General features: G+C 47.0%; 19 protein-coding genes. 8 read left to right on the top strand and 11 right to left on the bottom strand.

The window, feature by feature from the left end; all coding sequences use genetic code 11:
- Nucleotides 1-13 precede the first annotated feature (13 nt).
- The 3 genes from VCHENC03_RS08815 to VCHENC03_RS08825 form a co-directional block, all read right to left on the bottom strand.
- Nucleotides 14-526, bottom strand: a complete 513-nt coding sequence (locus tag VCHENC03_RS08815) for a GNAT family N-acetyltransferase (protein ID WP_009706783.1) — start codon at nucleotides 524-526, stop codon at nucleotides 14-16.
- Between the two features lie 119 nt (nucleotides 527-645).
- Entirely contained in the window at nucleotides 646-2,805 is a 2,160-nt protein-coding gene (locus VCHENC03_RS08820; protein ID WP_009706782.1) for a metallophosphoesterase, read from the bottom strand.
- Between the two features lie 243 nt (nucleotides 2,806-3,048).
- Nucleotides 3,049-3,855 carry an arylamine N-acetyltransferase family protein gene (locus tag VCHENC03_RS08825; protein ID WP_009706781.1) on the bottom strand — a complete coding sequence of 269 codons (807 nt, stop codon included), beginning with the start codon at nucleotides 3,853-3,855 and terminating at the stop codon, nucleotides 3,049-3,051.
- A gap of 314 nt (nucleotides 3,856-4,169) precedes the next feature.
- On the opposite strand from VCHENC03_RS08825, the gene VCHENC03_RS08830 reads away from it, so the two are divergent.
- From VCHENC03_RS08830 to VCHENC03_RS08840, 3 genes are all read left to right on the top strand, one after another.
- A complete protein-coding gene (locus VCHENC03_RS08830) occupies nucleotides 4,170-5,318 on the top strand; it encodes an S-(hydroxymethyl)glutathione dehydrogenase/class III alcohol dehydrogenase (protein ID WP_009706780.1) in 1,149 nt (382 codons plus the stop codon).
- A gap of 155 nt (nucleotides 5,319-5,473) precedes the next feature.
- Complete coding sequence (gene fghA, locus VCHENC03_RS08835) at nucleotides 5,474-6,313, top strand: S-formylglutathione hydrolase (RefSeq protein WP_009706779.1); 840 nt, start codon at nucleotides 5,474-5,476, stop codon at nucleotides 6,311-6,313.
- 204 nt (nucleotides 6,314-6,517) lie between these two features.
- Entirely contained in the window at nucleotides 6,518-7,708 is a 1,191-nt protein-coding gene (locus VCHENC03_RS08840) for a BamA/TamA family outer membrane protein (protein WP_032802838.1), read from the top strand.
- Nucleotides 7,709-7,757: 49 nt separating this feature from the next.
- Here the strand turns inward: VCHENC03_RS08840 and VCHENC03_RS08845 are convergent, their stop codons facing one another.
- Nucleotides 7,758-8,129, bottom strand: a complete 372-nt coding sequence (locus VCHENC03_RS08845) for a DUF805 domain-containing protein (protein ID WP_009706777.1) — start codon at nucleotides 8,127-8,129, stop codon at nucleotides 7,758-7,760.
- 281 nt (nucleotides 8,130-8,410) lie between these two features.
- Between VCHENC03_RS08845 and VCHENC03_RS08850 the strand changes: the two genes are divergently transcribed.
- From VCHENC03_RS08850 to VCHENC03_RS08860, 3 genes are read left to right on the top strand one after another with little or no spacing between them, the layout of a single operon-like run.
- Nucleotides 8,411-8,875: an oxidoreductase gene (locus VCHENC03_RS08850; RefSeq protein ID WP_032802837.1), complete on the top strand. Its 465-nt coding sequence runs from the start codon at nucleotides 8,411-8,413 to the stop codon at nucleotides 8,873-8,875.
- The gene (locus tag VCHENC03_RS08855) at nucleotides 8,875-9,966 is read left to right on the top strand and encodes a GGDEF domain-containing protein (RefSeq protein ID WP_032802836.1); all 1,092 of its coding nucleotides are present in this window, start codon (nucleotides 8,875-8,877) and stop codon (nucleotides 9,964-9,966) included. The genes VCHENC03_RS08850 and VCHENC03_RS08855 overlap by 1 nt, the downstream gene beginning before the upstream one ends.
- A 10-nt stretch (nucleotides 9,967-9,976) precedes the next feature.
- On the top strand, nucleotides 9,977-10,381 hold the full coding sequence (locus VCHENC03_RS08860; protein WP_009706775.1) for a hypothetical protein: 405 nt from the start codon (nucleotides 9,977-9,979) through the stop codon (nucleotides 10,379-10,381).
- A gap of 119 nt (nucleotides 10,382-10,500) precedes the next feature.
- Here the strand turns inward: VCHENC03_RS08860 and VCHENC03_RS08865 are convergent, their stop codons facing one another.
- From VCHENC03_RS08865 to yidD, 3 genes are all read right to left on the bottom strand, one after another.
- Nucleotides 10,501-11,298 carry a Cof-type HAD-IIB family hydrolase gene (locus VCHENC03_RS08865; protein ID WP_005434797.1) on the bottom strand — a complete coding sequence of 266 codons (798 nt, stop codon included), beginning with the start codon at nucleotides 11,296-11,298 and terminating at the stop codon, nucleotides 10,501-10,503.
- A gap of 150 nt (nucleotides 11,299-11,448) precedes the next feature.
- Nucleotides 11,449-12,423 (bottom strand): DUF3137 domain-containing protein, encoded by a 975-nt coding sequence (locus VCHENC03_RS08870; protein WP_032802874.1) that lies wholly within the window; start codon nucleotides 12,421-12,423, stop codon nucleotides 11,449-11,451.
- A gap of 31 nt (nucleotides 12,424-12,454) precedes the next feature.
- Nucleotides 12,455-12,805: a membrane protein insertion efficiency factor YidD gene (gene yidD / locus VCHENC03_RS26980; protein WP_080637381.1), complete on the bottom strand. Its 351-nt coding sequence runs from the start codon at nucleotides 12,803-12,805 to the stop codon at nucleotides 12,455-12,457.
- A gap of 246 nt (nucleotides 12,806-13,051) precedes the next feature.
- Between yidD and VCHENC03_RS08875 the strand changes: the two genes are divergently transcribed.
- Nucleotides 13,052-14,731, top strand: a complete 1,680-nt coding sequence (locus VCHENC03_RS08875) for a pseudouridine synthase (protein WP_009706773.1) — start codon at nucleotides 13,052-13,054, stop codon at nucleotides 14,729-14,731.
- Between the two features lie 400 nt (nucleotides 14,732-15,131).
- Here the strand turns inward: VCHENC03_RS08875 and VCHENC03_RS08880 are convergent, their stop codons facing one another.
- A complete protein-coding gene (locus VCHENC03_RS08880; protein WP_009706772.1) occupies nucleotides 15,132-16,472 on the bottom strand; it encodes an MATE family efflux transporter in 1,341 nt (446 codons plus the stop codon).
- Nucleotides 16,473-16,669: 197 nt separating this feature from the next.
- Nucleotides 16,670-19,444, bottom strand: coding sequence for a glycoside hydrolase family 3 protein (locus VCHENC03_RS08885; protein ID WP_009706771.1), 2,775 nt, complete (start codon nucleotides 19,442-19,444; stop codon nucleotides 16,670-16,672).
- Nucleotides 19,445-19,705: 261 nt separating this feature from the next.
- Between VCHENC03_RS08885 and VCHENC03_RS08890 the strand changes: the two genes are divergently transcribed.
- Nucleotides 19,706-20,602: a helix-turn-helix domain-containing protein gene (locus VCHENC03_RS08890; RefSeq protein WP_009706770.1), complete on the top strand. Its 897-nt coding sequence runs from the start codon at nucleotides 19,706-19,708 to the stop codon at nucleotides 20,600-20,602.
- A 129-nt stretch (nucleotides 20,603-20,731) separates the two neighbouring features.
- Here the strand turns inward: VCHENC03_RS08890 and VCHENC03_RS08895 are convergent, their stop codons facing one another.
- Both VCHENC03_RS08895 and VCHENC03_RS08900 read right to left on the bottom strand, forming a co-directional pair.
- The gene (locus tag VCHENC03_RS08895; RefSeq protein ID WP_009706769.1) at nucleotides 20,732-21,538 is read right to left on the bottom strand and encodes a family 16 glycosylhydrolase; all 807 of its coding nucleotides are present in this window, start codon (nucleotides 21,536-21,538) and stop codon (nucleotides 20,732-20,734) included.
- Nucleotides 21,539-21,805: 267 nt separating this feature from the next.
- Nucleotides 21,806-23,104 carry a carbohydrate porin gene (locus tag VCHENC03_RS08900; protein WP_009706768.1) on the bottom strand — a complete coding sequence of 433 codons (1,299 nt, stop codon included), beginning with the start codon at nucleotides 23,102-23,104 and terminating at the stop codon, nucleotides 21,806-21,808.
- Nucleotides 23,105-23,274 lie beyond the last annotated feature (170 nt).

Genomic DNA, 23,274 nt, shown 5'->3' with positions numbered 1-23,274 from the left:
GGAGAAAACCTGTTTAAAAAGGATAGCCGACTAAATGGACCGTCTGTTGTGGCCAAATGATGTTCAGCGAGCACACCATAGTGTCGCTCGTACTAACCCATTTATTGGGCTGAACTTTCATGTGTAAGTTGTTGATCGGTTGATAGCCGCTGGACTGGTAGACATGGGTACGGCCAAACAATACCGAGAACGCATCGCCTCGCTCCAAAGCATCTTGATGTACCGCCTTAAGCAATAACTTCACCAACCCTTTTCCTCGTGAATCAGGCTGCACACAGACTTCGGCAATACCACTTATTGGGAAGGATTGGTCATCAATCATCACTTGTTTTTCATGGACCGCAACATGGGCCGCAAGGGTGTCTCCGTCCCAAATGAGGTAACGGTGACGAGGCATTTCATTGAAGTATCGTTGAGTTTGGAAGATTTTGTCTTGCTCCTTGGTGAAGCAAGTGGAGAGCAAACTTCTTAGCTTTGCGTCGAGTTCTTGGGTGACTTCATCATCAAGTATGTATTCAAAGCGCATGATTTACCTCATTTATTTCTCATGGTTAAAGGTAAACCTTTGAAAAGCCACTTACTGAGAGACAGCGCAAATAAAAAAGCGCAGACTGAGCTGCGCTTTCCATATTTTAAATAAGGGGGCTATTCGCTTTTGAGAATATCGCGCTTCACTTCGCCTTTAAGATCAATCAGCGTTTGCTGCTCGGTATCAATCAGGAAATGATCACTCGCTTGTCCAGTCGCGAACTTCTCAAGAATCACAAACAGGCTACCAAAGCGTGAGCGGAACACTTCGCCAACCGAGTATTCACCTAAGTCACCAAGCTCAGAGTCTACCGTTCCGGCGAACTCAGATAACTCTCGACTTAATAGCTCATATTGCAGCAATTGTGCTTCTTCAATGTCACGGAACGCCAACTCATCGGCATTGCGAAGACGGTAAAAATCCGTTGCTAGCTCTTCACCATTCCATTCAGCAAAATCGGTCAACGTAAAGCCGCCTTCTTGAGCAATGGCTTCTGCTTGTTGTGACGCGGCTTGCCAGTCTTTCTGGAACTGTTCGTAATCAACAACAGCGTTCTCATTACAGTTGACGATGTCATAGCCGAGCTCTTTCGCTAGTTGGCATACGATAAATTCCGTCGAAAGCTGAGACATAATCAGCATGTCGTCGCCATCCATGTGCATGATCATTTCACGCATTTCTAATGGCCAATCACTCGGTAAGAAACGCAGGCGCGTCAACTCTCGAATGTGCCAATCTGTCAGGGCGTAGTAACTGTCAGCTTCAAGAATCTCTTTGTTCCAGATGCTCGCCTTTGCTGTTTCATCATCACCTGCTTGTTCAGTCAGGTGTTCATGCTCGCGTGCATAGTGCTCAAACAATTCGTTGTAGCCAGCCACTTTGTCGATCACGACCGTTTCTACTTCAACTTGGTGATCAGGACGAATGTTAAGCAGTTTGTAAGCCGGAATATAACCTGCTAGAGAAGGAGCTTGAATGTTGAATAGCGTGTGTTGCACACCGTCAATCACATAGCTCTTCTTACCAGTATCATTGAAGTGCATGTGGCCGCCAACGTGAATGCTCAAACCCGTCGCAGCCAGCGCTTTACTTGTGTCGTCGTTTGGCTCACGAGATAGCTGATGACTGCCTTCACCAAACAGGTCTTCGATGTCTTCTGACGCACCATTGTAGAAATCGGTCATTGGGAAATGGCTGAATGACACCAAGGTTTTATTCTGCTCTTTCGCCGCTTTCACCACATCGCTGATCCACTCGATAACGTGCTGTTTGTGGGTCAACATCATGTTGTAGCCTGCGCTGCTAGAGCCATCAAAATCCTCACCATTGACCGAACCATCTGGCAAGGTGTCTTTTGGTTTGTATACGTTAGCATCGATGGCCAACAACCATAAGCCTTTCACTGGCTCTACCAAGTAGCTGGTATCTGGCACCACCGCACAGTTGGTGTAGCCGTCTTGTTTGTACTCACCGCCCGTCCCTTGGTGGCAAATCTCGAACATACGCTTGTCGTAAGTCGCTTCTTCCGAAGCAAGTTCGTACGAGTAGTTGTTGCGGGCTTCATCGCTGCTGTAAGGCGTTTCGAAATACAGGTACTCTTCTTGTGGGTAGAAACCGTGCGTACCAAGGATATCCATAATCTCCTTGTAGCCCCACTCTTTCACTTCTTCCGTACAGATGGTGTCTAGGTTGCCATCTTCACCCGGAATCGTGCCCCATTCCCCTTCGTAATCAACACACTCATCTTTACCACGGCTGAAAATGCGTTGTTTCTTGCCATCTTCACCAAGGTAATCCGATTTGCCCGCCGCTACGGTAAATGGCTTGCCCGGATCGTGGTTACCTGGCGCTGCGAAGAACTCAAGTCCGTACGTTTCACGGTAGTGGTCGAAGATTTTGACCAAACCACGCATGTGCACAGGCTGGCCGTCATCACTGAAGTCGCCCGGTAGCGCCACATACTTAATTCCGCGCTCTACCACGTCATCCAAAGCCGCGATCATTGCGAAGTAGTTTTCATTGAACAGGCGTGTCGATTCCATCTGCGATTGCATGGTTCGAATCGTCGCATACTTACCGCTTGAGTTGGTATACAAGCCTTGGAAAGAGCCGTCTTGGAAATCACCATACACATCGTGGAAGTGGATGTCTGGCATAAAGGCCACTTGGACTGGCGCTTCGAGTTCTGGGGTGTCACTGCTAGAAGAGTCTGAATTACAGCCAACTAAAGTAGCGGCAATCAGACCGGAGAGTACGGTCAATGTACTGCGTTTCATTTTTCTCATCCCGATAAAAGAGTAATAATTTTGAAATCGGGCGAGGAGCTTAGGTAGAAAAAATGACAATTAGGTTGCGACTTTCTTACAACTTATCGTAAGCCGTTCTGATCTGTGACCTTCGTTCACACTCTTTTTAATCAATAACTTAAACCGATAAACAGTTTGGAGCAGACCAAATTAAACCCATTGATGCTCAGTATATTTCTCACCGAGCATCAATGGTTAAGTCATTCAGAATGGTTATAGCTGAGGCAGTGGTTTCAGGTCTTGATACTCGGCATTCAGCTCAATACCAAAGTGCTCTTTCAGTGCTGATAGGTAGCTTTGTCCTTCTGCCAGCTCTTGCTCAACCACTTCATTGTTCAAACGGTGCTTTAACGTGTGGTTCGCCAACGTGATGATTCCAAACTCTGTCGCTAGCGTGGCAACACGACTGGACGTAAAGCGCGAATGAGGTGACGTTGACGCATAGTGGTTTCCACACACAATGTCGCCATCAAACACATGTTCAAAGTCCAAGCTGTACATATCAATCCACTGGTTTGCATCATCATAAGACTGAATTTGTAGCATGTAGCCAACACGCACATCTTCAACAAAACGGAACGTTTGCAGGTCAGTATGAATAGGTTGATTAGTCACAAAAGGCAGCGGTGCGCGTGGTGTGTTTGAGCCAAAACCTGCATCGACAATCCACTTTTCATCCCCAAACGTCACCAAAGTGAACTGATGCGTTCTGCCCGAAGGAGTGCCAGATAAGTGTACGCGGCCTAAAAGTGGCCTTGCTTCAAAGCCAACCTGTTTGAGCACTCTTAGCAGCAGACCGTTCAATTCAAAACAGTAGCCACCGCGCTCGTGGTAAACCAACTTGTCGATGATGTCTTGTTCAGACGTCGAAATGCCTTTACCCAATGCGATATCAAAGTTCTCAAATGGCAAACGACGATGCTGCGCGTTATGCAGCGCAAAGAGAGTATCCACGCTAACGTCCAATTGCTGCGTTACGCCAATCTTGTTTAAGTAAGCCTGTAAATCTGTGTTGTTCATTCTGATCCTAAATCGATGTTTCTTCGCAATGGCCGACACAATAAAACCTCAACCACGCTTGAGGTCAAACCCCAAAACGAATTTTCTCGTCCTTACTTTGTTTTTCTCCAACTTACCCTGTTTCACTCGCATAAATCATTGCACTTTTTTGTTGATTATTACGTATGCGTAAAAATCATTTTCAATTTAACCGGATTATCATTTTTGGTGAAACACCTAAAATGAGCACCAACAAAACGACGCAGCGCAGTGAGCAAACCTCAACTACGCTTATGACGTCACTCCATATACTGAGAATATAAAGGAAACATCCAATGTCGCTTGAAATCAAACCTGGTCAAACTCACATCAAATCAAAAGCAATGGTTGCATGGGCTGCGGGTGAGCCGCTCAAGATGGAAGAAGTAGATGTACAACTTCCAAAAGCTGGCGAAGTGCTAGTACGCATCGTAGCAACTGGTGTTTGTCACACTGACGCATTCACACTATCAGGTGACGATCCAGAAGGTATCTTCCCTTCAATCCTTGGTCACGAAGGTGGCGGTATCGTTGAAATGGTTGGCGAAGGCGTAACAAGCGTTGAAGTTGGCGATCACGTTATCCCACTTTACACAGCTGAATGTGGTGAGTGTAAGTTCTGTAAATCTGGCAAAACTAACCTATGCCAGGCAGTTCGTGAAACTCAAGGTAAAGGTCTGATGCCAGATGGCACAAGCCGTTTCTCTATCAACGGTGAGACTATTTTCCACTACATGGGTTGTTCTACTTTCTCTGAGTACACGGTTCTTCCAGAAATCTCACTAGCGAAAGTAAACAAAGAAGCACCACTTGAAGAGGTTTGTCTTCTAGGTTGTGGCGTAACCACTGGTATGGGTGCAGTACTAAACACAGCTAAAGTAGAAAAAGGCGACACCGTTGCTATTTTCGGTCTAGGCGGTATCGGTCTTTCTGCAATCATCGGTGCTCGCATGGCTGGTGCAAGCCGCATCATCGGTGTAGACATCAACGAAAGCAAATTCGACCTAGCGAAACAACTTGGTGCTACAGACGTAATCAACCCACAAAAATTCGACAAGCCAATCCAAGAAGTGATTGTTGAAATGACAGACGGTGGTGTTGACTACTCATTCGAGTGTATCGGTAACGTAAACGTGATGCGTCAAGCACTTGAGTGTTGTCACAAAGGTTGGGGTGAGTCGGTAATCATTGGTGTTGCTGGTGCAGGTCAAGAGATCTCAACTCGCCCGTTCCAACTAGTAACTGGTCGCGTATGGCGTGGTTCTGCTTTCGGTGGTGTTAAAGGCCGCTCTGAGCTTCCAGAAATCGTGAACCGTTACATGGCTGGTGAGTTCGGTCTACAAGAATTCATCACGCACACTATGGGTCTGCAAGACGTGAACGAAGCGTTCGAATTGATGCACAAAGGTGAATCTATCCGTACTGTTCTTCACATGGATAAATAATCCAAGATAGCAGCTCACGTAATGTGACTGATATTTTAAAATTTGAAATAGGCGCTCTTCTCACTGGATACACTCTCCTTTGAGAAGAGAGTCATCCGCCGTCTTTAACGGTCTTGTCCGCCGTTAAAAATCATTGTTTTATCGAGAGATTATTCATGACCATTGAAAGCCTAAGCCAAGCCAAAGTATTCGGTGGTTGGCATAAACAGTACACACACGAATCTCGCGCTTTGAACTGCAACATGCGCTTCGCGATCTTCTTGCCACCTAACGCAACCAAATCAAACCCAGTGCCTGTGGTTTACTGGTTGTCTGGCTTGACGTGTACCGATGAGAACTTCATGCAGAAAGCAGGCGCGTTTCGCATGGCGGCTGAGTTAGGTATCGCCATTGTGGCACCGGATACTAGCCCACGTGGTGACGACGTTGCAGACGACGAAAACTACGATCTGGGTAAAGGTGCGGGTTTCTACCTAAACGCTACTCAAGAGCCATGGTCGCGTCACTACCACATGTACGATTACATCACCCAAGAACTGCCAGCGATCATCGAAAGTAACTTCCCTGTCTCTGACGTGAAGTCGATTTCGGGTCACAGCATGGGTGGTCACGGTGCGATCACCATTGGTCTGAAAAATTCAGATCAGTACCGTTCAATTTCAGCATTCAGCCCAATCAGTAACCCAATGCAATGCCCTTGGGGCCAAAAAGCGTTTACCGCTTACCTAGGCACTGATATCGAAAGCTGGAAACAATACGACGCGAGCGAGTTACTTAAGCAAGCAAAATCACCATTACCTATCCTAGTCGACCAAGGTGATGCTGATAACTTCCTTGCTGAGCAATTGAAGCCTGATGCGTTACTGGCGGCAGCGAAAGCCCACGATTCAGCAGTTGAACTGCGCATGCAGCCGGGTTACGACCACAGCTACTTCTTTATCTCTAGCTTTATCGCTGATCACTTGAACTTCCACGCGAAGTACCTGTTTGCTTAACACCTGATTTAGGTTCGTTAAGTCAACGAGTGAGCACAGGAAACCAAACGGTTTAATAATCCTCTCTATACAAAGCCACCTATTTATTGGGTGGCTTTTTGTGTTTTAAAAACACTCACTTTCCCTTTACACAAGTCCCATTGCAATTTGTCGAAATGGCGTCTAACTTGTAATTGAACATCATTCAATTAACGCTAGCACTTTATGAAAAAACCAACGTCAGTCCTGCTAACCTCGACTTATTTCGGGTTGTTAGCGACCTCTCCTATTGCCGAGGCGATAAGCTTTTTCGATCCCATTGATGGGCAATTGGATATGGGTGAATACCTTGCTGAAAACGCCTACGGCTTTCTGCCCGTCCCGATTGTGATTACCGAACCTGCTGTCGGCTATGGTTTGGGGTTCACTGGCGTGTTTTTGCATGAATCCGATGAGCAGCGGGAGAAAAGGCGCAAACTGGCGGAAACATCACTCAATGGCGGCGCCCAACTGTTAACGCCTGCCATCACCGCAGTCGGTGGCTTCGCGACCGAGAATGGTACTTGGATGGGGTTTGCTGGCCATCGCCGCACTTGGGCGCAGGACACGGTGCGTTACCTTGGCGGCGTCGGTTATGGCGACTTCAACATGACCTTCTACCCACAGTCCACGCTACCGGGGCTAGACGGCGTATTCAATGGACAAGGGTTAGATTTCGAGATTACTGGCGGCGGCATGCTCAACCATCTTCAATACCGCATTATTGATGCCCCGTTGTTTATCGGTGTGAAACAGCTCTATTTCGTTACCGATCAGAAAATCACTAACTCCCCTGTTGCAGATAAGCTGCTGCAAACCTTGACCAATACCTCTCCAACCACTTCTGGATTAGGCTTAACACTGGAATGGGACAGCCGAAATAACTTCTTTAGTCCAACACTAGGCTACAACTACAAAGCCGAATTCCTTTGGTACAACGACGCGTTTGGCAGTGATTACGAATACGAACAACTGGACGTAGAGGGCATCAATTACTGGGAATTAGCCGAGGATTGGTCGCTGGCTCTGCGCGGACAATACAAGTCACTTTATACTGAAGAGCGCTTTTTACCGCCTGCGTCATACCCAGATATCGAGCTGCGTGGTGTGGCCAGAAACCGATATCAGGGTGATGAAACGCTCTCAGTGGAAACTCAACTGACCTACCAATGGAATACTCGTTGGTCGACGAATGTTTTCGGTGGTTTTGGTTACGCTTCAACGGAAGAGTCGCTATTTGAAAACGATGCCGAATACGCTTACGGCGTTGGCTTTCGTTACCTCATCGCCCGTCGTTATGGCTTGCAAGCAGGCATGGACTTCGCCTTTAGCGATGAAGACAGCGCCGTCTATTTCCAAGTGGGTTCAGGCATCTAAACCCACTCGCCTCTCACCATTAGAGCTGTCATCATCACGGTTATCTTCATCATGATTGATATTTAGGGTTCGCGCCGTATTGGTTCGAACCTTCTTCACTGTCTTGAATCAAGAAGTACAGCAGCACCAAAATACCAATGATTGGGACAAAGGCGATCAATGCCCACCAACCGGTTCGTCCTGAATCGTGCAAACGACGCACAGTGACGGCAATCGACGGGATCATGATAAACAACGCATATATCACACCGAAGAAGCCAAAATTCTCCATTTGCATCACGCTGCCAATGATTCGGTCGATGATGCCCATCACCAAATTGATCAGCACATTGACTAACGTAAAGTACCAATACTCTTGGCGTCTCGCTCTGCCACTAAAGTTGGTGTAATTGAGGATAACTTTGTAGTACCAATCAAACATATCGATTCTCCTAATGAGATGAAAGTGTCGCGAAAGTTAGACAACACGAAGCAAACTGCGCACAAAATAAGCTAAATGACATATTCATCCAATAGTTGTATTTTTAACTCTGTCATTAACCTTGACGTATATTCCACCAACGGTTACTTTTCACCCATAACGTATTATATAAATCCATCAAGTTGGCTCTATTATTAATTAATATATAACCGAAATTTCAGCGGATCGGTTCGTGAACGCGATCCAACCGGAATGAGGGCAATAAATTCAAAGGGCACAGGATGAGAAAAACAATGGCACTCGCTTTGCTTTTGTTTGCACCAACACTTTTTGCAAACACGATACAGTTTAGCAGTCCTGAAAATTCCAATGTCGTTGTGACACTAAATGACCTAGAGTCACTGCCGCAAACGACCTACATTACCGAACTACCTTGGCTAGAAACCCCTGCCGAGTTTGACGGCGTTAAGCTGAGTACACTGTTGCAACATACGCTTGGCAACATTCCTCAGCATGTCGAAGTTCGTGCGCTCAACGACTACCACTCTGACCTATCTCGCGAAGACATTCTTCGTTATCAGCCGATCGTGGCATACAAACAAAACCATAATTACATCAAAATCAGAAACAAAGGTCCGTACTGGCTGATTTACTCAATGAGTGAACACCCAGAGCTTGATAACGCGCAATACCACTCTCAAATGGTTTGGCAAATCAACAGGATAAGTGCGAAAGAAGATCAATAATGAAGGCGAAACCCAAAACCCCGAAGCAGGGGCCCTTTTCAACCAAGAGTAAGTTGATGTTGCTCGTGTTTGCATCGACACTACTGATCGCAAACATCGTTTTATTAAAAGAAACCCGCGCGCTGACCAAAACCTACTCCGACCAACAAAACCAAGCGACTTGGTTCTTGTTCCATTTGTCCAAAGAGCTGTCCGAATTGGTGGGTGAAGCTCGTCGTTTGAACGAAAGCGTAATGAACATCGACGGCACCGAGTTACAATATGAACTGGCATGGAGTCGTTTTGATCTGCTGATCAACAACAAAGAGGCGGATTCTTTCCTCTCCCGTGAAGAGGTGCGAGTGTACTTCGTTTCCTTGTTCGACAAGTTCCAGCAACTCGAGCCAATCTTAGTCGAAGCCAAAACCGGTAGCAGCATAGCCGCCGCCCAGTTTTATCGCGCCACTCAGAACTTGTATATGGAGATGATTGATTACGTCACTCAAAACTTCCGAGTCGCGAGCCCACTCTACAGACAACAACAAGAACGTGCTTACAACTTACTCCAAGCGCAGTACATCTTGTTGGGTATTTTCGTTCTCACCGTCGCGTTAATGACGTACTTCTACAAACGCGAGTCTAAGTACCACAAAGAAATGGCCTTGAGCGACCCACTGACAAACCTTGCCAACCGCAGCGCTCTGTTCATCGATTTGCACCGCAGAGCGGAAACCGGCACCCCATTTTCGCTGCTCCTACTCGACCTGAACGGCTTTAAGAACATTAATGACACCATGGGACACCAAGCGGGGGATATCGCCTTAATTGAGGTTGCAGAGCGTTTGAGCAACATGGCAATGGATGACTTCAGTGTGTATCGCATGGGCGGTGATGAATTTGCCGTACTCATCAACGCTACCGAGCAAAGCAAAATCTCCGAAGCGACGCACCACATTAACGTGGTGTTTGAAAAACCGGTCCTTGCCTCTGACAAAGCGAGCTCTTTGTCCACCAGCTTAGGGGTAGCAAGCTATCCGCAAGACGCCGACAACATTGACTTCCTGATCAATTTAGCGGATAAGCGCATGTACAAAATGAAATTCCAACGTTAAACGGATAACCATGATGAAAAACTTCATGCGAGCAGTGCTGTTACTGCTAGTGATCGCGATAGGTGTACTGGCTTGGGTGTTTATCCCATCTCACGAGACGGTGGGTGCACAAACCCTCGAAGAAGCGCTCAACGACAACTACACGCTGGTTGGTCATCGCATTCATTCGACAGACCCAGATGCCGGCAATATGTTTGGTTACTTTGTCGTGTATAAAGGCGCAAGCACGGATGATTTGGAGCCGTTTTTGGTGACTTCTGATCAGTTTATTCGCATGGAGCAAACCGGTGATAACACGCTAGCCCTCACCGTAAATGGTCGCATCTACCGCTACCATAACGACCTGTGGGTAGAAAACCCTGATGGCAAATTACAACATTGGTTTGTCAGCGCGACAGCGAAATACGTTCGCTAACTAAGTAGACGCATAGTTAACTTCAGATACTTGGCTTCAGATACTTAACTTGAGATAAACAAAAGCCCCGCTCATTACGTAGCGGGGCTTTTTAATGTTCGAAGCTGACGAGGCAGAGATTAAAGCACTTTCTCTTTGATCACTTTCATTACGCCAGAGTCACGATTGCTTGGTGCTGAGAAGCGTGCGATTTTCTTCACCGCTTCGTGCGCGTTTTCCATCGCGTAAGAATGCTCGCTCACTTGTAGCATCTCTAGGTCATTCAGGTAATCACCAAAGGTCATGGTTTCTTCCGGACCAAAGCCCATGGTTTCTTGCAGGTGTTTGATCGCCGCACCTTTTGACGCTTCTGCGTTCATCACGTCTAGCCAAATCTTCGCGCTCACCACAACTTGATGGCTGTGACCAAACTTCGCGCTCATGGTTGGGAAAACCAACTCTTCAGAACCACCAAAGTGACAGATCGCAACCTTGATAAACTCATCGTCAACGGCCAGTAGATCTGGCACGTATTCACAGCGATGGTAGTACTTCTGGAACTCTTCCAACGCTTTAGGATCTTTAGTTTCAATGTAAGCCGAACGCTTACCACACAGCACTAGGTGCGTGCCTTCAATTTCACGAGCCGCTTGGATGATCGCATCAATTTCTGTTTTTGGAATGGTGCAGCTGTATAGCTCTTTATCTTGGTACATCACCAAGGTGCCGTTTTCCGCTACATAAATCATGCGGTCTTGGATCGGTGCAAACGTATCGCGTAGGCTGTAGTACTGACGACCAGATGCGGCCGAGAACAGAATGCCCTTCTCTTCAAGCTGCAAAAACAGGTCAAAGAACTCAGGGTCTAGACGACCATATTGGTCGAGCAAAGTGCCATCCATATCGGTGGCAATAAATTTGATGCTAGCTTGTGACATGACTTTAACTCAAAAGTGAAGCAGCGCAGGTCACTCTGTGAATGAAAACAGGCTGCGAAAAAGAATCACGCTAAGGTACAGGATCTTGGATGAATCTCAAGCTGAAATAATAGTGCATCAATTGAGTTTCAGCTTGAGATAGTAATGGGATTAAGCGGTAGCTGAGGTGCTCTGCTCTGTCATGGGCTGAGCCATTGGTTTGGTCAGCCCCAGACTGTGAATGGTGCCAATCAGAAAATCGAGTTCGCGATAAATCTCAGCAACGGCTTCAAACTCCCCCGCAGGCTCGTCCAATTTTGGCTCAAACAGTGCTTTCCAATGCGAAATGGCGATATAGAGCTTTCCGTTCACTTGAGAAAGCGACAAGCTAGAGAACTCACTCTCACGACGAAAAGTCAGCACACGCTCGATCAATTCATCCGTCAGCAGTTGCTTTGCTGTGTCTAAATCGTCGCTGTACACCTCATACTGTTGGTCAAACTCTGGGTGACCCATTCGTACTCGTTTGCCTATCTGAATCTTGAAGAAACTGTCCCACAGCTTTTCACGAAGCGTTGGCCCGTCATCACGGTCACTCAAAACAAAGGTGCAAATGTCTTCATTCATCGGAACGTCGATTTCGCAAAACAGCCCCGCAAAAAATACGTGATGCTTACTCGAGCTGTCGCTTCCTGAACTGATGAGCTTCGACGCTTCTATCTCAGACATCACCACCTTCGCATCACCGATGGTGCCTGAAATAAAATCATCACTCTCGAAACCATCACAACGGTCTAAATACAAGCCGCTGCGCTCGAAGGTCTCTTTGGATAACTTACGATTTGGGTCCCAAGTGAGTGAGGGTTCAATATGCGCTAACAAGCTCTGCATGATGTGCTGCTTGTAGGTGGTACGAAACTGATTGTGCTTTTGATTGAAGTACGCCCAACCGCCGATCATCAATGCCAAAAGAACAAACATCGTGGCAGAGGTGGCGAGGTCAAACACGACGGAGCCAAAGAAACCCAGAACAGCCAGACCTAGAAACTTGCGTCGACGCAGCGCTTCTAAACGCAAAGCTTCAAGAGGTTCGAGTTTGTGCCTTAAGTCATTTTCAAACAGCGTTTTAAGTTGATCGGTCGTCATCGCTTCCCTTTCATTTTTAGAGTTGAGTCCATTACCAACAATGGCAAGATGAATCGCCGCTACCGCTACAAGCGTCACTCGGAACGCAATCCAAAGAGCTGCATCCCATGTCCGTTACACAAGATGAGTCGTTGTTCTTACGCCTTTTTCGGTTACGGGAAGAATCCCCATTTTGCAGACGTTGATGCGCATCTCGACAGCGTTCGAATTGGTTTTGAACGCTGCTATAGCTAGAAAACACTCCCTTGCGTTGAATCATCTTACTGATGGCAGCAGAACAAGAATCCGTGCCGTAATACACCGCATGAGCGCAACGGAATCCTTTATATGGAGATAAATAGCGCTGATAAAATCGTATCAATGCCAACACCAGTTTTGACATGCTTTTCCTTTTGCATCTAATAAGTCATTCGAGAACCACGCCCTCAGTTATCAATCAAAACAGTACATCACTAAAATCAATCATTTCAAACGCAATCCTAATTTCTGCGCTCTAAGCAATGAAAATCATTGAGATAGGGAGTGAAGGTAAGCCGACACAGCTAGCCCAGAAGCGCCTTCGAATAGCAATCACAGCCAAAACAGGTACAATCCGTGCTCGATTTTTATTTCGCGCGGACTCACTCTCATGCACTCGCCTGAACAATGCTTTACTCGATTTACTGCGGACATTTCTGGCTACGACTTGCCAGCGCAGTTTACGTTTCCGTTCTACTACACGCCTCACCCATTGTGTGTGTTGGCTGCCGAGCAATTGCAGCAGCACCTAATGACACAAACTGATTTCGAACACGATTTCGGTCTTGAGGATGAGCAAAACGGACGCGGTAAAATGTTCGGAGTTTTGCTAGTACGTAACCCACAAGGTGAGCTTGGCTACTTCAGTGCTTTCTCTGGCAAGATTGCCGATCAAAACTTGCTTCCAGGTTTTGTTCCACCCGTATTCGACATGCTGACAGAAGAAGGTTTCTTCCGAGGTGAGACAGATGCCATCAATGCTGCGAACGCGGAATACAAAGCCTTTGCTGCCAACCCAGAATTGGCACTACTAAAAGCAGAAATCAAAGCAGACCGTGAAGCGTACCAGCAAGAAGAAAATGCCCATCGCCAAGTGATGATTACCGGTCGTGCCGAACGCAAACAACAGCGCAAACAAGGCGAACAAACACTGAATCCAGAAGAATTGAAAACACTACTGGATGATTTGGGTAAACAGAGTGTGGCTGAGAAGAATGTCCTCAAGTACCTCAAACAGGCTTGGGACGAAAAGCTGGCAATCAAAGAAGCACGCTTAGCCGAACTAGAAAACAAACTGGCAGAACTTAAAGAGCAGCGCAAAGATTTGTCTAATGCGCTACAACACAAACTGCATAAGCAATACCGCTTCTTGGACAACCACAGCGCCGAGCGCGATTTGGTGGACATTTTTGCTCCTACCACCAATCCAGTACCACCAGCAGGCGCAGGTGAATGTGCAGCGCCGAAACTGCTTCAGTTCGCATACAAACATGGTTATCAGCCACTTGCATTAGCAGAGTTTTGGTGGGGCGTATCGCCGAAGTCGGAAGTGCGTCAACACAAGAAGTTCTACCCATCATGTAACAGCAAATGCCAACCGATTTTGGGTCACATGCTGCAAGGCTTGGATGTGGAACCAAACCCATTAGCTGAGAACTGGGCAGAAGATAAAGAACTGGAAATTCTCTTCCAAGACGAAGCCATGGTGATCGTCAACAAGCCTTCGGGTCTGCTTTCCGTTCCGGGCAAAACCATCAAAGACTCGGCATATACGCGTCTACAAACGATGTTCCCAGATGTCGAAGGGCCGTTCGTGATTCATCGCTTAGATATGGCGACGTCGGGGATTTTGGTGTTTGCGTTAACCAAACGCGCGAACAAAAGCTTGCAAAAGCAGTTCATCACTCGCGGCGTACAAAAGCGTTATATGGCACTGCTAGAAGGTGTCTTGACCGAGCCTGAAGGTGAAATCTCGCTACCGATGCGTGGCGATCCGGATGACCGTCCACGTCAACTGGTGTGCTTTGAACACGGTAAACCTGCTGAAACTTACTGGCAGCTGATTGAAGTGAAAGACGGACGCAGCAAGGTGTACATGTACCCGAAAACAGGACGAACCCACCAGCTGCGTGTGCACAGCGCCCACCATATGGGGTTGAACATGGCGATGGTTGGCGACGGCTTGTATGGCGAGAAAGCCGACCGTCTGCATTTGCACGCGGAGATGTTGGAGTTGGACCATCCGTACAGCAAAGAGCGTATGTGTTTCCAAGCAGAATGTGAGTTTTAAAGCGACTTATCAATGCAGAATAGATAACAAAATGGCACTGAATTTCAGTGCCTTTTTTACGTATAGAGCGAGTAAGAGATTCCCGACTGCGCTCCTCCGTCGCTATCGGGAATGACACATTGCGGATCGGTAGCTAAACATCGTCATTCCGGAATCGAGGAACGAGATGTCTGGAATCTCAATTTAAAGTAACTCCACGTGAAAAGCAGATAGCAAAAAGGCGCTGAGTTACAGCACCTTTTTTACGTGTAGAGCGAGCAAGAGATTCCCGACTGCGCTCCTCCGTCGCTATCGGGAATGACGTTTTATAGAACAAGGTTTCAAATCACCATAACTAAACATTGTCATTCCAGAATCGAGGAACGAGATGTCTGGAATCTCTGGTTTTTGTGAACAGAAGTTAGCTTACCTTAAACTTCGTCCATACTTGAGAGCGCCAGCGTCTTGCCATGATGATGCCGCGTACCCATTCATCCAACGCAATCGCCATCCACGCACCAATCACGCCGTAGCCCAAGTGAATACCGAAGATATAAGAGAACACCACACCTAAGCCCCACATGCTGAGAATACCCATCTGTACTGGGAACTTGATGTCACCAGCGCCTTTCAGCGCCGAGATGAAGATCAAGTTAAACACGCGGCCAGCTTCTAACACGATAGAACCCATCACCAATGCACCCGCCAATGCCAAGATTTCTGGCTGATCGGTAAACACGCTCAAAATCTCTTCGTGGAACAGGTAGATTAAACACGTTGCCGCTGTTGACGCAGCGAAGCCGACCAAGAAGTAGATCTGCACGCGTTTCAGAATACTGCTTACCCAACCTTTACCTATGTAGTAACCCGTCTGGATTTGAGCCGCCTGACCGATTGCTAGCGCAAACGCGAAAGAGAAACGCGCGATGTTTTGCGCATAGGTAAATGCCGCTAGCGAAGAGGTACCCATTTGCACCACAAAGTAGACGATACAGATCTGCGCCATGTTGTAAGACAGCACTTCACCGGCGTTCATGCCTCCGATTTTTAGGATCTTCTTGAACACGTCTTTCGGTACTTGTTTGAGCTTAGATATTGGCAGTTCGATGCTGCTGCGTTTCAAAATCACGCCCAGCAATAACGTACCGATTACTTGGCTCACGACTGTCGCTACTGCAACACCTTCAACGCCATACACAGGCAAACCAAACGGCTGGTACAGCGCAATGTAGTTACCAATGATGTTGAACACGCCAGAGATTAGGTTAACCACCATTGGCGAGCGTGAATAACCGTGGCTACGCAGAATCGTGGTAAACACGATACCGATAGTAACGTTGAACGTCATCGCACCGCTGATCAGCAAGTATTCACGCGCGTACTGCTCAACTTGAGCCTCTAGTCCGTAATACGGCAAAAAGAACACTGCGCCAATCACGGCCAACACACTCAAGAAAGCACCTACAATCACCGACAAAGCGATACTGGCGACACCGACATCAACGGAGTCTTTTTCACGCCCTGCTCCATTGTATTGCGCGATCAAGATACCCGTGCCGCTGCTGACAAAGGTAGAAACGATGATCAGGAAAAACGTTAATTGTGTGATTACCCCAACCGCAGACACGGCTTTGTCTGAGTAACCACTCAACATGAATACGTCACTGGTTCCTAAAGCCGTCCTTAGCAAAATTTCGACAAGTATCGGCCAAGCCAATGCCACAATGGACATACGTTGGTTGATATTCTGGCTTTTAGGCATGAATTAAGACCTTTCCTACAACTAAAAACTGCCCCACAGAAAACTGTGAGGCAGCTAACATTATTGATTTATTTTGTGGCGCGGATTGTATATCTTTTGCACAAAATGTCACGTGACTTTTTGAGGAATTTTGAAGAAATTTATCCAGTAAATCACACTATTATTTGCACTTATAAATCCACGCCAATCATTCACCATTACTCTTTGATAATCGTGATTTTTTCCAGCTCTAAACCCGGCTTAACAAAGTTAATATCCAAAGTGTAGAACCCAGGATTCAACTTCACCTTCAAACCTTCCACCGTAATCAGTTCACCGTCTGTGCCATGCATTGGTAACGTCATACTGAAATCTCCATTGAGGAATAGACTGCAAGAAGATTGAGCCAGAGAATCACGCTCGTACTTCATCATGCCGTTGAACTGGTATACACCTTCCTCGCCAACCTCGAGCACAACCGAAGCGTTCACTTTCGTATTCAAGGCAATTTCCTGTTCAACGGAATGCGTTTCTTCACTCGGTTGCTCAGTTTGTGCAATAAAGGTTTTGATTGGCTCGTAAGCTTTCAGCGGTCGTTCCATGACTGGAGCGGCCATGATGAAGCGACAGATATTCATCGCAGAGCGTTGTAACTCACCAATGGTCAGCGTGCCGTTTTCTAGCGCTTGTAGCGTGTCATCGCCCATCGCATTGCTCTCTGCACCATCATTCTCGACCACCATGTAAAGGTCGTTTTGTGCACGCACCATAAATGAAGTAAAGGTTTTGCTCTCTTCACCCGCTTCGATTGGGTCATTCATCTTCGCCCACCAATCCGTCATCACAATGCCGGTGTAGCCCCACTCATTACGCAGAATAGTGGTGTTTAAGTCGTAGTTGGATGCCGCCCAATGTCCATTCACTGGGTTGTAAGACGTCATGATGGTGGTCGCATTACCTTGCTTCACTGCCATCTCAAACGGCTTGATGTGGATTTCACGCAGTGCACGCTCAGACATGATGCTGTCCACATCCACACGAGCGGTTTCCTGATCGTTCGCCGCATAGTGTTTGATGGTGCCCGATACACCCGCTTTGCTTAAACCGCGAGTTTGCGCTGCCGCCATTACGCCCGTCATAAACGGATCTTCAGAGAAGTACTCGAAGTTACGTCCATTCAAAGGGTGGCGGTGGATATTGATGCCAGGGCCAAGCAAGGTATCGATGTTGTTGGCACGCAACTCTTCACCAATTAGGAAGAACAGCTCTTCGTTTAGAGCAGAGTTCCAAGTACAGCCAAGCAAAGTGCCAATTGGTACCTGCGTTGCCTTGTGTCCACTGTCCATACGAATACCTGAAGGGCCATCTGCTGCCGCTGCCGTTGGAATACCTAGTTCAAACAGGCTGTCCGACACACCACCAAACGCAGCGGCCGTCCCCGGCGTCACTTTCGGGCTGCACATACCTTCACCACGAACGATAGTGGCAAGTTGCTCCGGTGACATCTGCGCGACAAACTCCTCTAGGCTCGCTTTGCCTTGTTTCACGTCCATCAACTTGATGCCTTGATTACCGGTCAGTTCGAACGTGCGAGGCATATTAGCTTGGATACGCTCAGCTAAAGAAACGCTGCGTTGTGGCGTCATTTCATGGCTCATCGCATACGTGCCATTGTCGCTCTTTTGTGCAGGCTTCATGCGTTCAAATTCATGGATTGGCGCGCAAGCTTCACTCAATACTTCAACGACTAATGTGTCATCCAATTGGAACGTCGCCGCAACTGGCTTAGCGTGACGTACACTTTCACCGATACAGAACTGGTAGCAACCCGCTTCCAGCACATAACAGCTGCGATGTCCGGTCGCGCAGCTGTCATCGTAAGAAGCGAGCGAAGCAACAGGTACTGAGATACGAACCAACTCACTCGCGCCCGGCTTAAGTGTTTGTGTTTTCGCAAAGCCCGCCAACACGCGAGCAGGTTTACCTAGTTTGCCTTGAGGCGCTTCAACATAAAGCTGTACCACTTCTTTGGCTGCAAACTCAGAGCCAACGTTGCTCACTTCAACATCAAAGTGCAACACAGCATCTGCACCTTGCCCTTCAGTTGTGAACTCGACCAAATCACGGCTGAAATCGGTGTACGATAGCCCAGCGCCAAACTCAAACTGCACCACTTCAGGATTGAAGGTTTCAAAGTAACGGTAGCCCACGTAGATATCTTCAACATAGATGTTGCGGTCTTTACGCCCAAAGTTCGCTGATGATGGGTAATCAGCAAGATCGTAAGCAATCGAGTCGGTCAAACGTCCGCTTGGTGATTGATCGCCAGACACGATATCCGCCAAACCATGACCGCCTTCCATACCCGCAGCCCAGCTGTAGAGCACACCTTTGATGGATTGATTGCCTTCGATGGTGTTTAGCCACGCCATGTCCATGATGTTGGTGACGTTCATCACTACGATCACGTCGTTGAAGTGACGATTGACCTTGCCAATCATGTCCGCTTCTTCTGCAGTTAAACGGTAGCTGCCCGGTTCGTCGGCGTTGTCTTGGTCTTCACCAGCGGTACGGCCAATAAACACCATGGCTTTGTTGGAACTGGATGCCGCTTTGGCCACAAGTTCATCAGTCAGTGGCATTTCCTGTTGGAACCAAGGTTCCGCCGCCCAGCCACCGCCGCCATCGTCAAATGGGTGCTCTGCAATCCAATCTTGATAGACCGCAACCAACTCTTCATTCAAACGAACCTTTGCATTAGCGCGCAACCCGTCTAGAGCACTGATCGCGTAAGGCACATTCACTGCCCCGCCCGAACCTGTGCCGCTGCGGTGCGTATCAATTTGGCAGCGACCAAACAGAGAAAGAGTATCTTGTGCGGTCAGAGGTAAAACCGCGTCATTATTTCTGAGAAGTACAATCCCTTCTGCTGCCGCTTGTCGGCTTACAGGGACGAGGTTCTTTTGCGCTTGGCTAATTTGTTTATTGTTCATACACAACCCACAACCGTTCATTTTTATTTCGTATTTCAGCGCGCTGAATGACAAAGGATCACTAAAGTCGCGCAAGTCGTTATTGGCATCGTGCTTTTCACCAGCTAAACAGGTATTGAAGGCAAGTTAAAAAAAACGTCGCCAGCCCAGCAAAAACGGGCAAAAAACGTCGATGAGAATTCGTTTTTCTATGGGGAAATAGTATGCTGACCAGATGCGCCATTCTACCAAAATGGCGACAGTAAAAAGGAATATCGCGACATGAGCATCATCTATCAACTCAAAGCACATCAGAAGCACAGTCATCTCAAGTTTGCCTACGTCGACGGACATCACCATTGTGATTTTGCCGCCCACAAACATGACTTTTCTGAACTGTTTTTGGTGGTCAGTGGCAGCGGTAAACACACGGTAGCGGAATACGAATATCCACTGCGCAAAGGTGATGTATTTGTGATTAATGGCGACATCGAGCACGGCTTTCGAGACGTAAACAAACTCAAGATCATTAATTTGATGTTTGACTCCAACACGCCGTTTTTTGAAATCCCTTCCATGCGCCAGTTATCCGGCTACCAAGCCATGTTCAAGGTCGAACCAATAGCGAGACAAACCACCGAGTACAAAGCCAAACTGACCCTCGACCGTCACCAATTGCCAGAAATCGAGCGCCTGTTATCGGTTTTAAAAACGGAATATGAAGCCTCGCAGCCTGGGTTTGAAGTCATGCTAACCAGCTTAATGCAGCAGTTGGTGATCGCTCTTTCCCGAATGTATCAAGACCAAAGCCAAGAGTTGCCACAAACCACACTTGCACTCAGCCGAGCCTTGGTATTTATTGAGCAGCACTTCAGTGATGTCGGCGTAAACAGCGATGCAATTGCGAAAGCAGCCTTCATCAGTAAACGTCAGTTAGAAAGGCTATTTCGCCAGTTTTTAGATACATCACCGAACCAGTATTTGCGTGATGTACAGTTGAACTACGCGACAAAGTTATTGTGTGAAGAGAACGAGCGCTCGGTACAGCACATCGCCGAACAGTGTGGATTTTCGGACAGCAACTATTTCTCGAAATGCTTTAAACAGAAGTTTCAACAAAGTCCACGAACCTATCGCAAAACTCAACTGTTTGGCAGAGGAACGACATACAAAGAATAATCACTAAAATACTCATTGATAAAAAATAGTGATTGCAAAAACACAAATTGCTCTTACAAAAATACATGCAGCTCACGTGGTAATGCCCACTTTCGAGTTTAAAGATAAAAGCGAGACAGTATATTTTTATTAGTCAGCCGTTAACCTCAAAACCAACATTTCGTTTTTTATGGCTACATTTTTCGGAGTAAACGTCACCAAGTTACCGTCGAATCCCCAATCACCTCTCCCCCAACGCTGGCTATCAAACGTCGTAAAATCGTCTCGCCACTCCAACTTAAACTTGCCATCTTCATAGCGATGATATTCCATCCAATCAATATACTGATGCAGTGGTAGATTCTTTTGGTCGAATCTGCCGACCCATTCAGCCGCCTCTGAAACCCACAAATTCATTCGATAACTCTGTGGTGAATCTCTCATATCAATCACTTGCTGAGATTCCGAAGCAGATATTGAATGAAGTACCTCCCCATCCACTTGCCAAGTAATATGGTCCGGTGTCCAGATTAATGTGTACTCATGAAATTGATCAATGTTAGCCACGGTGTGCATGCCTTCAGAATGAACGCGTCGATTTAACTCCCCTGTAATCAAATTTGTTTGCAGTTGATCAGGTGACTTACCAATCACTTCAATATCAATTTCCCGCCAGGGAATCCCCCCTTGCCACGAGCGATTATCGTAAGTGAAAAACGAAGAGACAATCCCAGGGGTTGAGACCATCTTCATACGCATTATAAATTTGCCAAAAGTGACTTTATCGTGGCTATATACTTCTGCGCCATAAAGCGTCACATCAGTGGTATTCACTTTACCAGTACGTGCTAATGTATCTTGATTGACCGTATGAGTGATTGATTCCGTCGTCGAATGACAGCCAGTAAGAATGGCGCTAACGACAAGCCAAGAGATTGGTCTAATTTTCGCTTTCACTTATCAAACTCCTTTTCTTTCATTCACTCTATCTGTGAATGCTAAGTTTTTATTTCAATAAAACGAAAAAAAGCCGCTATGCCAGCGGCTATGAATGGGTAACCATTCACTGCAATATAATCGAGCTCCCCCGTAACATGCCCAAGTCGATTCAAGATAGTATGTTGCAAATCGTTTCTCGGCTCGGGCATTACCTCTCGCATATTGCCAATGGAGTGAGCGCGGCCCCCCAAGAGCCGCACTTGAGTTAAGAATCCACGTATTGGCTTACCACCACGCCTCGAACATGGCACCTACTGTCACAGTATCCACGTCTGATGAAATCTTCTCACCTGTTACTGAGTCAAAACCTGTGTACTCGTTGTCTGCATTACCCACTGTCGCGTAGAAACGCAGCATTGGACGAGACCAAGTTTCAGGACCGATCGCCATGTTTTGCGATAGCGTCATTTTCCAAGAGCTGTTGGTTGCGTCAATGTCGTCGTAATCAACCACGCTGTAGCCCGCTTCTAGCCACGTAGAGTGGATATCATTCCATTGGTAAGTTGGACGAACAATCGCGTTGTAGTTAACGCGGCTTTCATCACTTTCCACTTCAAGCGCTTGGTAAGCAGCTAGGTATTGAATGCCCGCTTTGTCAGTCAATGAAGTGCTACCATCAAAGCTCACTAGAGTTGCTGTTTGACCATCAGCTAGGTCAAACACGCTGTCTTTTGCGTTATCAGAGTAACGAACAATTACACGTTGGCCCGACATCGATAGCTCACCCGCGACTTGGTATGCCGTTACATCGCTAACATCTTCGCCATCCAATTTCTCAGAAGCAAAACCATAGTTGGCGTATAGGCTTAAATTCGCAGACTCACCCAGTTTGATGCTGTGAAGTTTACTTGTGATTGCGTAGCGACCATTGTCACCTACCATGTCGCCTTCAACTTGAGCTACCACACCGAAGTCCAGCATCGCACCACCAAGGTTTAGGTTATAGAAACCCGCGCCTTGACCATCGTGCATCATCCAAAAGTAGTCGTTCAAATCGGTTTGTGGACGTTGATGGAAGTCACGACCTGCCCAAACATAAAGATCTGGCTGAGATTCGAATAGGTTTGTCGCACCAGCGTACATCTTCTTCACGTTTACGCCGCCATCGTCAGCCCATGAAGCATCTGCCCAGTGATCCAACATAAACACGAGATCCCAGATTGCACCACCATCACTCTTGAAGGCACGAGCTAACTGGAATTCACCGCCGTTTTGTTCATTACCTAAACGACCTGTTGCGTTTGAGTTCAATGCGCCAGCCGTGCCCACTGTCAGAGCATCACTGCCTTGGTAGCCCGCGCCGTAACGTGCGTAACCAGAGAATACGATGCCTAATGGCACTTCCGTTTCTGGTGTCAATACAGCAGGTTGTTGATCGTATACGTAGCCAGTTTCAATTCTTGTTTCCAATTCTTGAATGCGTTTTTCAAGCGCTTCAATCTCAGAATCAGCAGCAAAAGAAGGTAGAGAAGCAAACGAAGCAGCCACTGCTAGGGTAAGAGGTAAAACCTTAAAGTTTTTCATGATAACTCCATCATTATTATATTTTGCATTTCCAAGAAAGCGCTTTCTTAATGAAGCAAAATTTTTTGCCAGAAATGAGCAAATTGAGCTGATGTTTGAGGAGAAAAGACAGAAATCCCCCAAACATCAGCAAAACAGCTATTCCCTAGCGCTTTTGACGGCATTATATG

The sequence above is a fragment of the Vibrio sp. HENC-03 genome, assembly GCF_000305755.2.
Lineage (GTDB): Bacteria > Pseudomonadota > Gammaproteobacteria > Enterobacterales > Vibrionaceae > Vibrio > Vibrio owensii.
Note: the sequence above shows the minus strand (reverse complement) of the source record. Positions and strands in the feature narration are given on the sequence as shown.

Bases quoted from the DNA above. Each gene is read 5' to 3' on its own strand.
- VCHENC03_RS08815 (WP_009706783.1), bottom strand. From the start codon at position 526: ATGCGCTTTGAATACATACTTGATGATGAAGTCACCCAAGAACTCGAC.
- VCHENC03_RS08820 (WP_009706782.1), bottom strand. From the start codon at position 2,805: ATGAAACGCAGTACATTGACCGTACTCTCCGGTCTGATTGCCGCTACT.
- VCHENC03_RS08825 (WP_009706781.1), bottom strand. From the start codon at position 3,855: ATGAACAACACAGATTTACAGGCTTACTTAAACAAGATTGGCGTAACG.
- VCHENC03_RS08830 (WP_009706780.1), top strand. From the start codon at position 4,170: ATGTCGCTTGAAATCAAACCTGGTCAAACTCACATCAAATCAAAAGCA.
- fghA (WP_009706779.1), top strand. From the start codon at position 5,474: ATGACCATTGAAAGCCTAAGCCAAGCCAAAGTATTCGGTGGTTGGCAT.
- VCHENC03_RS08840 (WP_032802838.1), top strand. From the start codon at position 6,518: ATGAAAAAACCAACGTCAGTCCTGCTAACCTCGACTTATTTCGGGTTG.
- VCHENC03_RS08845 (WP_009706777.1), bottom strand. From the start codon at position 8,129: ATGTTTGATTGGTACTACAAAGTTATCCTCAATTACACCAACTTTAGT.
- VCHENC03_RS08850 (WP_032802837.1), top strand. From the start codon at position 8,411: ATGAGAAAAACAATGGCACTCGCTTTGCTTTTGTTTGCACCAACACTT.
- VCHENC03_RS08855 (WP_032802836.1), top strand. From the start codon at position 8,875: ATGAAGGCGAAACCCAAAACCCCGAAGCAGGGGCCCTTTTCAACCAAG.
- VCHENC03_RS08860 (WP_009706775.1), top strand. From the start codon at position 9,977: ATGATGAAAAACTTCATGCGAGCAGTGCTGTTACTGCTAGTGATCGCG.
- VCHENC03_RS08865 (WP_005434797.1), bottom strand. From the start codon at position 11,298: ATGTCACAAGCTAGCATCAAATTTATTGCCACCGATATGGATGGCACT.
- VCHENC03_RS08870 (WP_032802874.1), bottom strand. From the start codon at position 12,423: ATGACGACCGATCAACTTAAAACGCTGTTTGAAAATGACTTAAGGCAC.
- yidD (WP_080637381.1), bottom strand. From the start codon at position 12,805: ATGTCAAAACTGGTGTTGGCATTGATACGATTTTATCAGCGCTATTTA.
- VCHENC03_RS08875 (WP_009706773.1), top strand. From the start codon at position 13,052: ATGCACTCGCCTGAACAATGCTTTACTCGATTTACTGCGGACATTTCT.
- VCHENC03_RS08880 (WP_009706772.1), bottom strand. From the start codon at position 16,472: ATGCCTAAAAGCCAGAATATCAACCAACGTATGTCCATTGTGGCATTG.
- VCHENC03_RS08885 (WP_009706771.1), bottom strand. From the start codon at position 19,444: ATGAACAATAAACAAATTAGCCAAGCGCAAAAGAACCTCGTCCCTGTA.
- VCHENC03_RS08890 (WP_009706770.1), top strand. From the start codon at position 19,706: ATGAGCATCATCTATCAACTCAAAGCACATCAGAAGCACAGTCATCTC.
- VCHENC03_RS08900 (WP_009706768.1), bottom strand. From the start codon at position 23,104: ATGAAAAACTTTAAGGTTTTACCTCTTACCCTAGCAGTGGCTGCTTCG.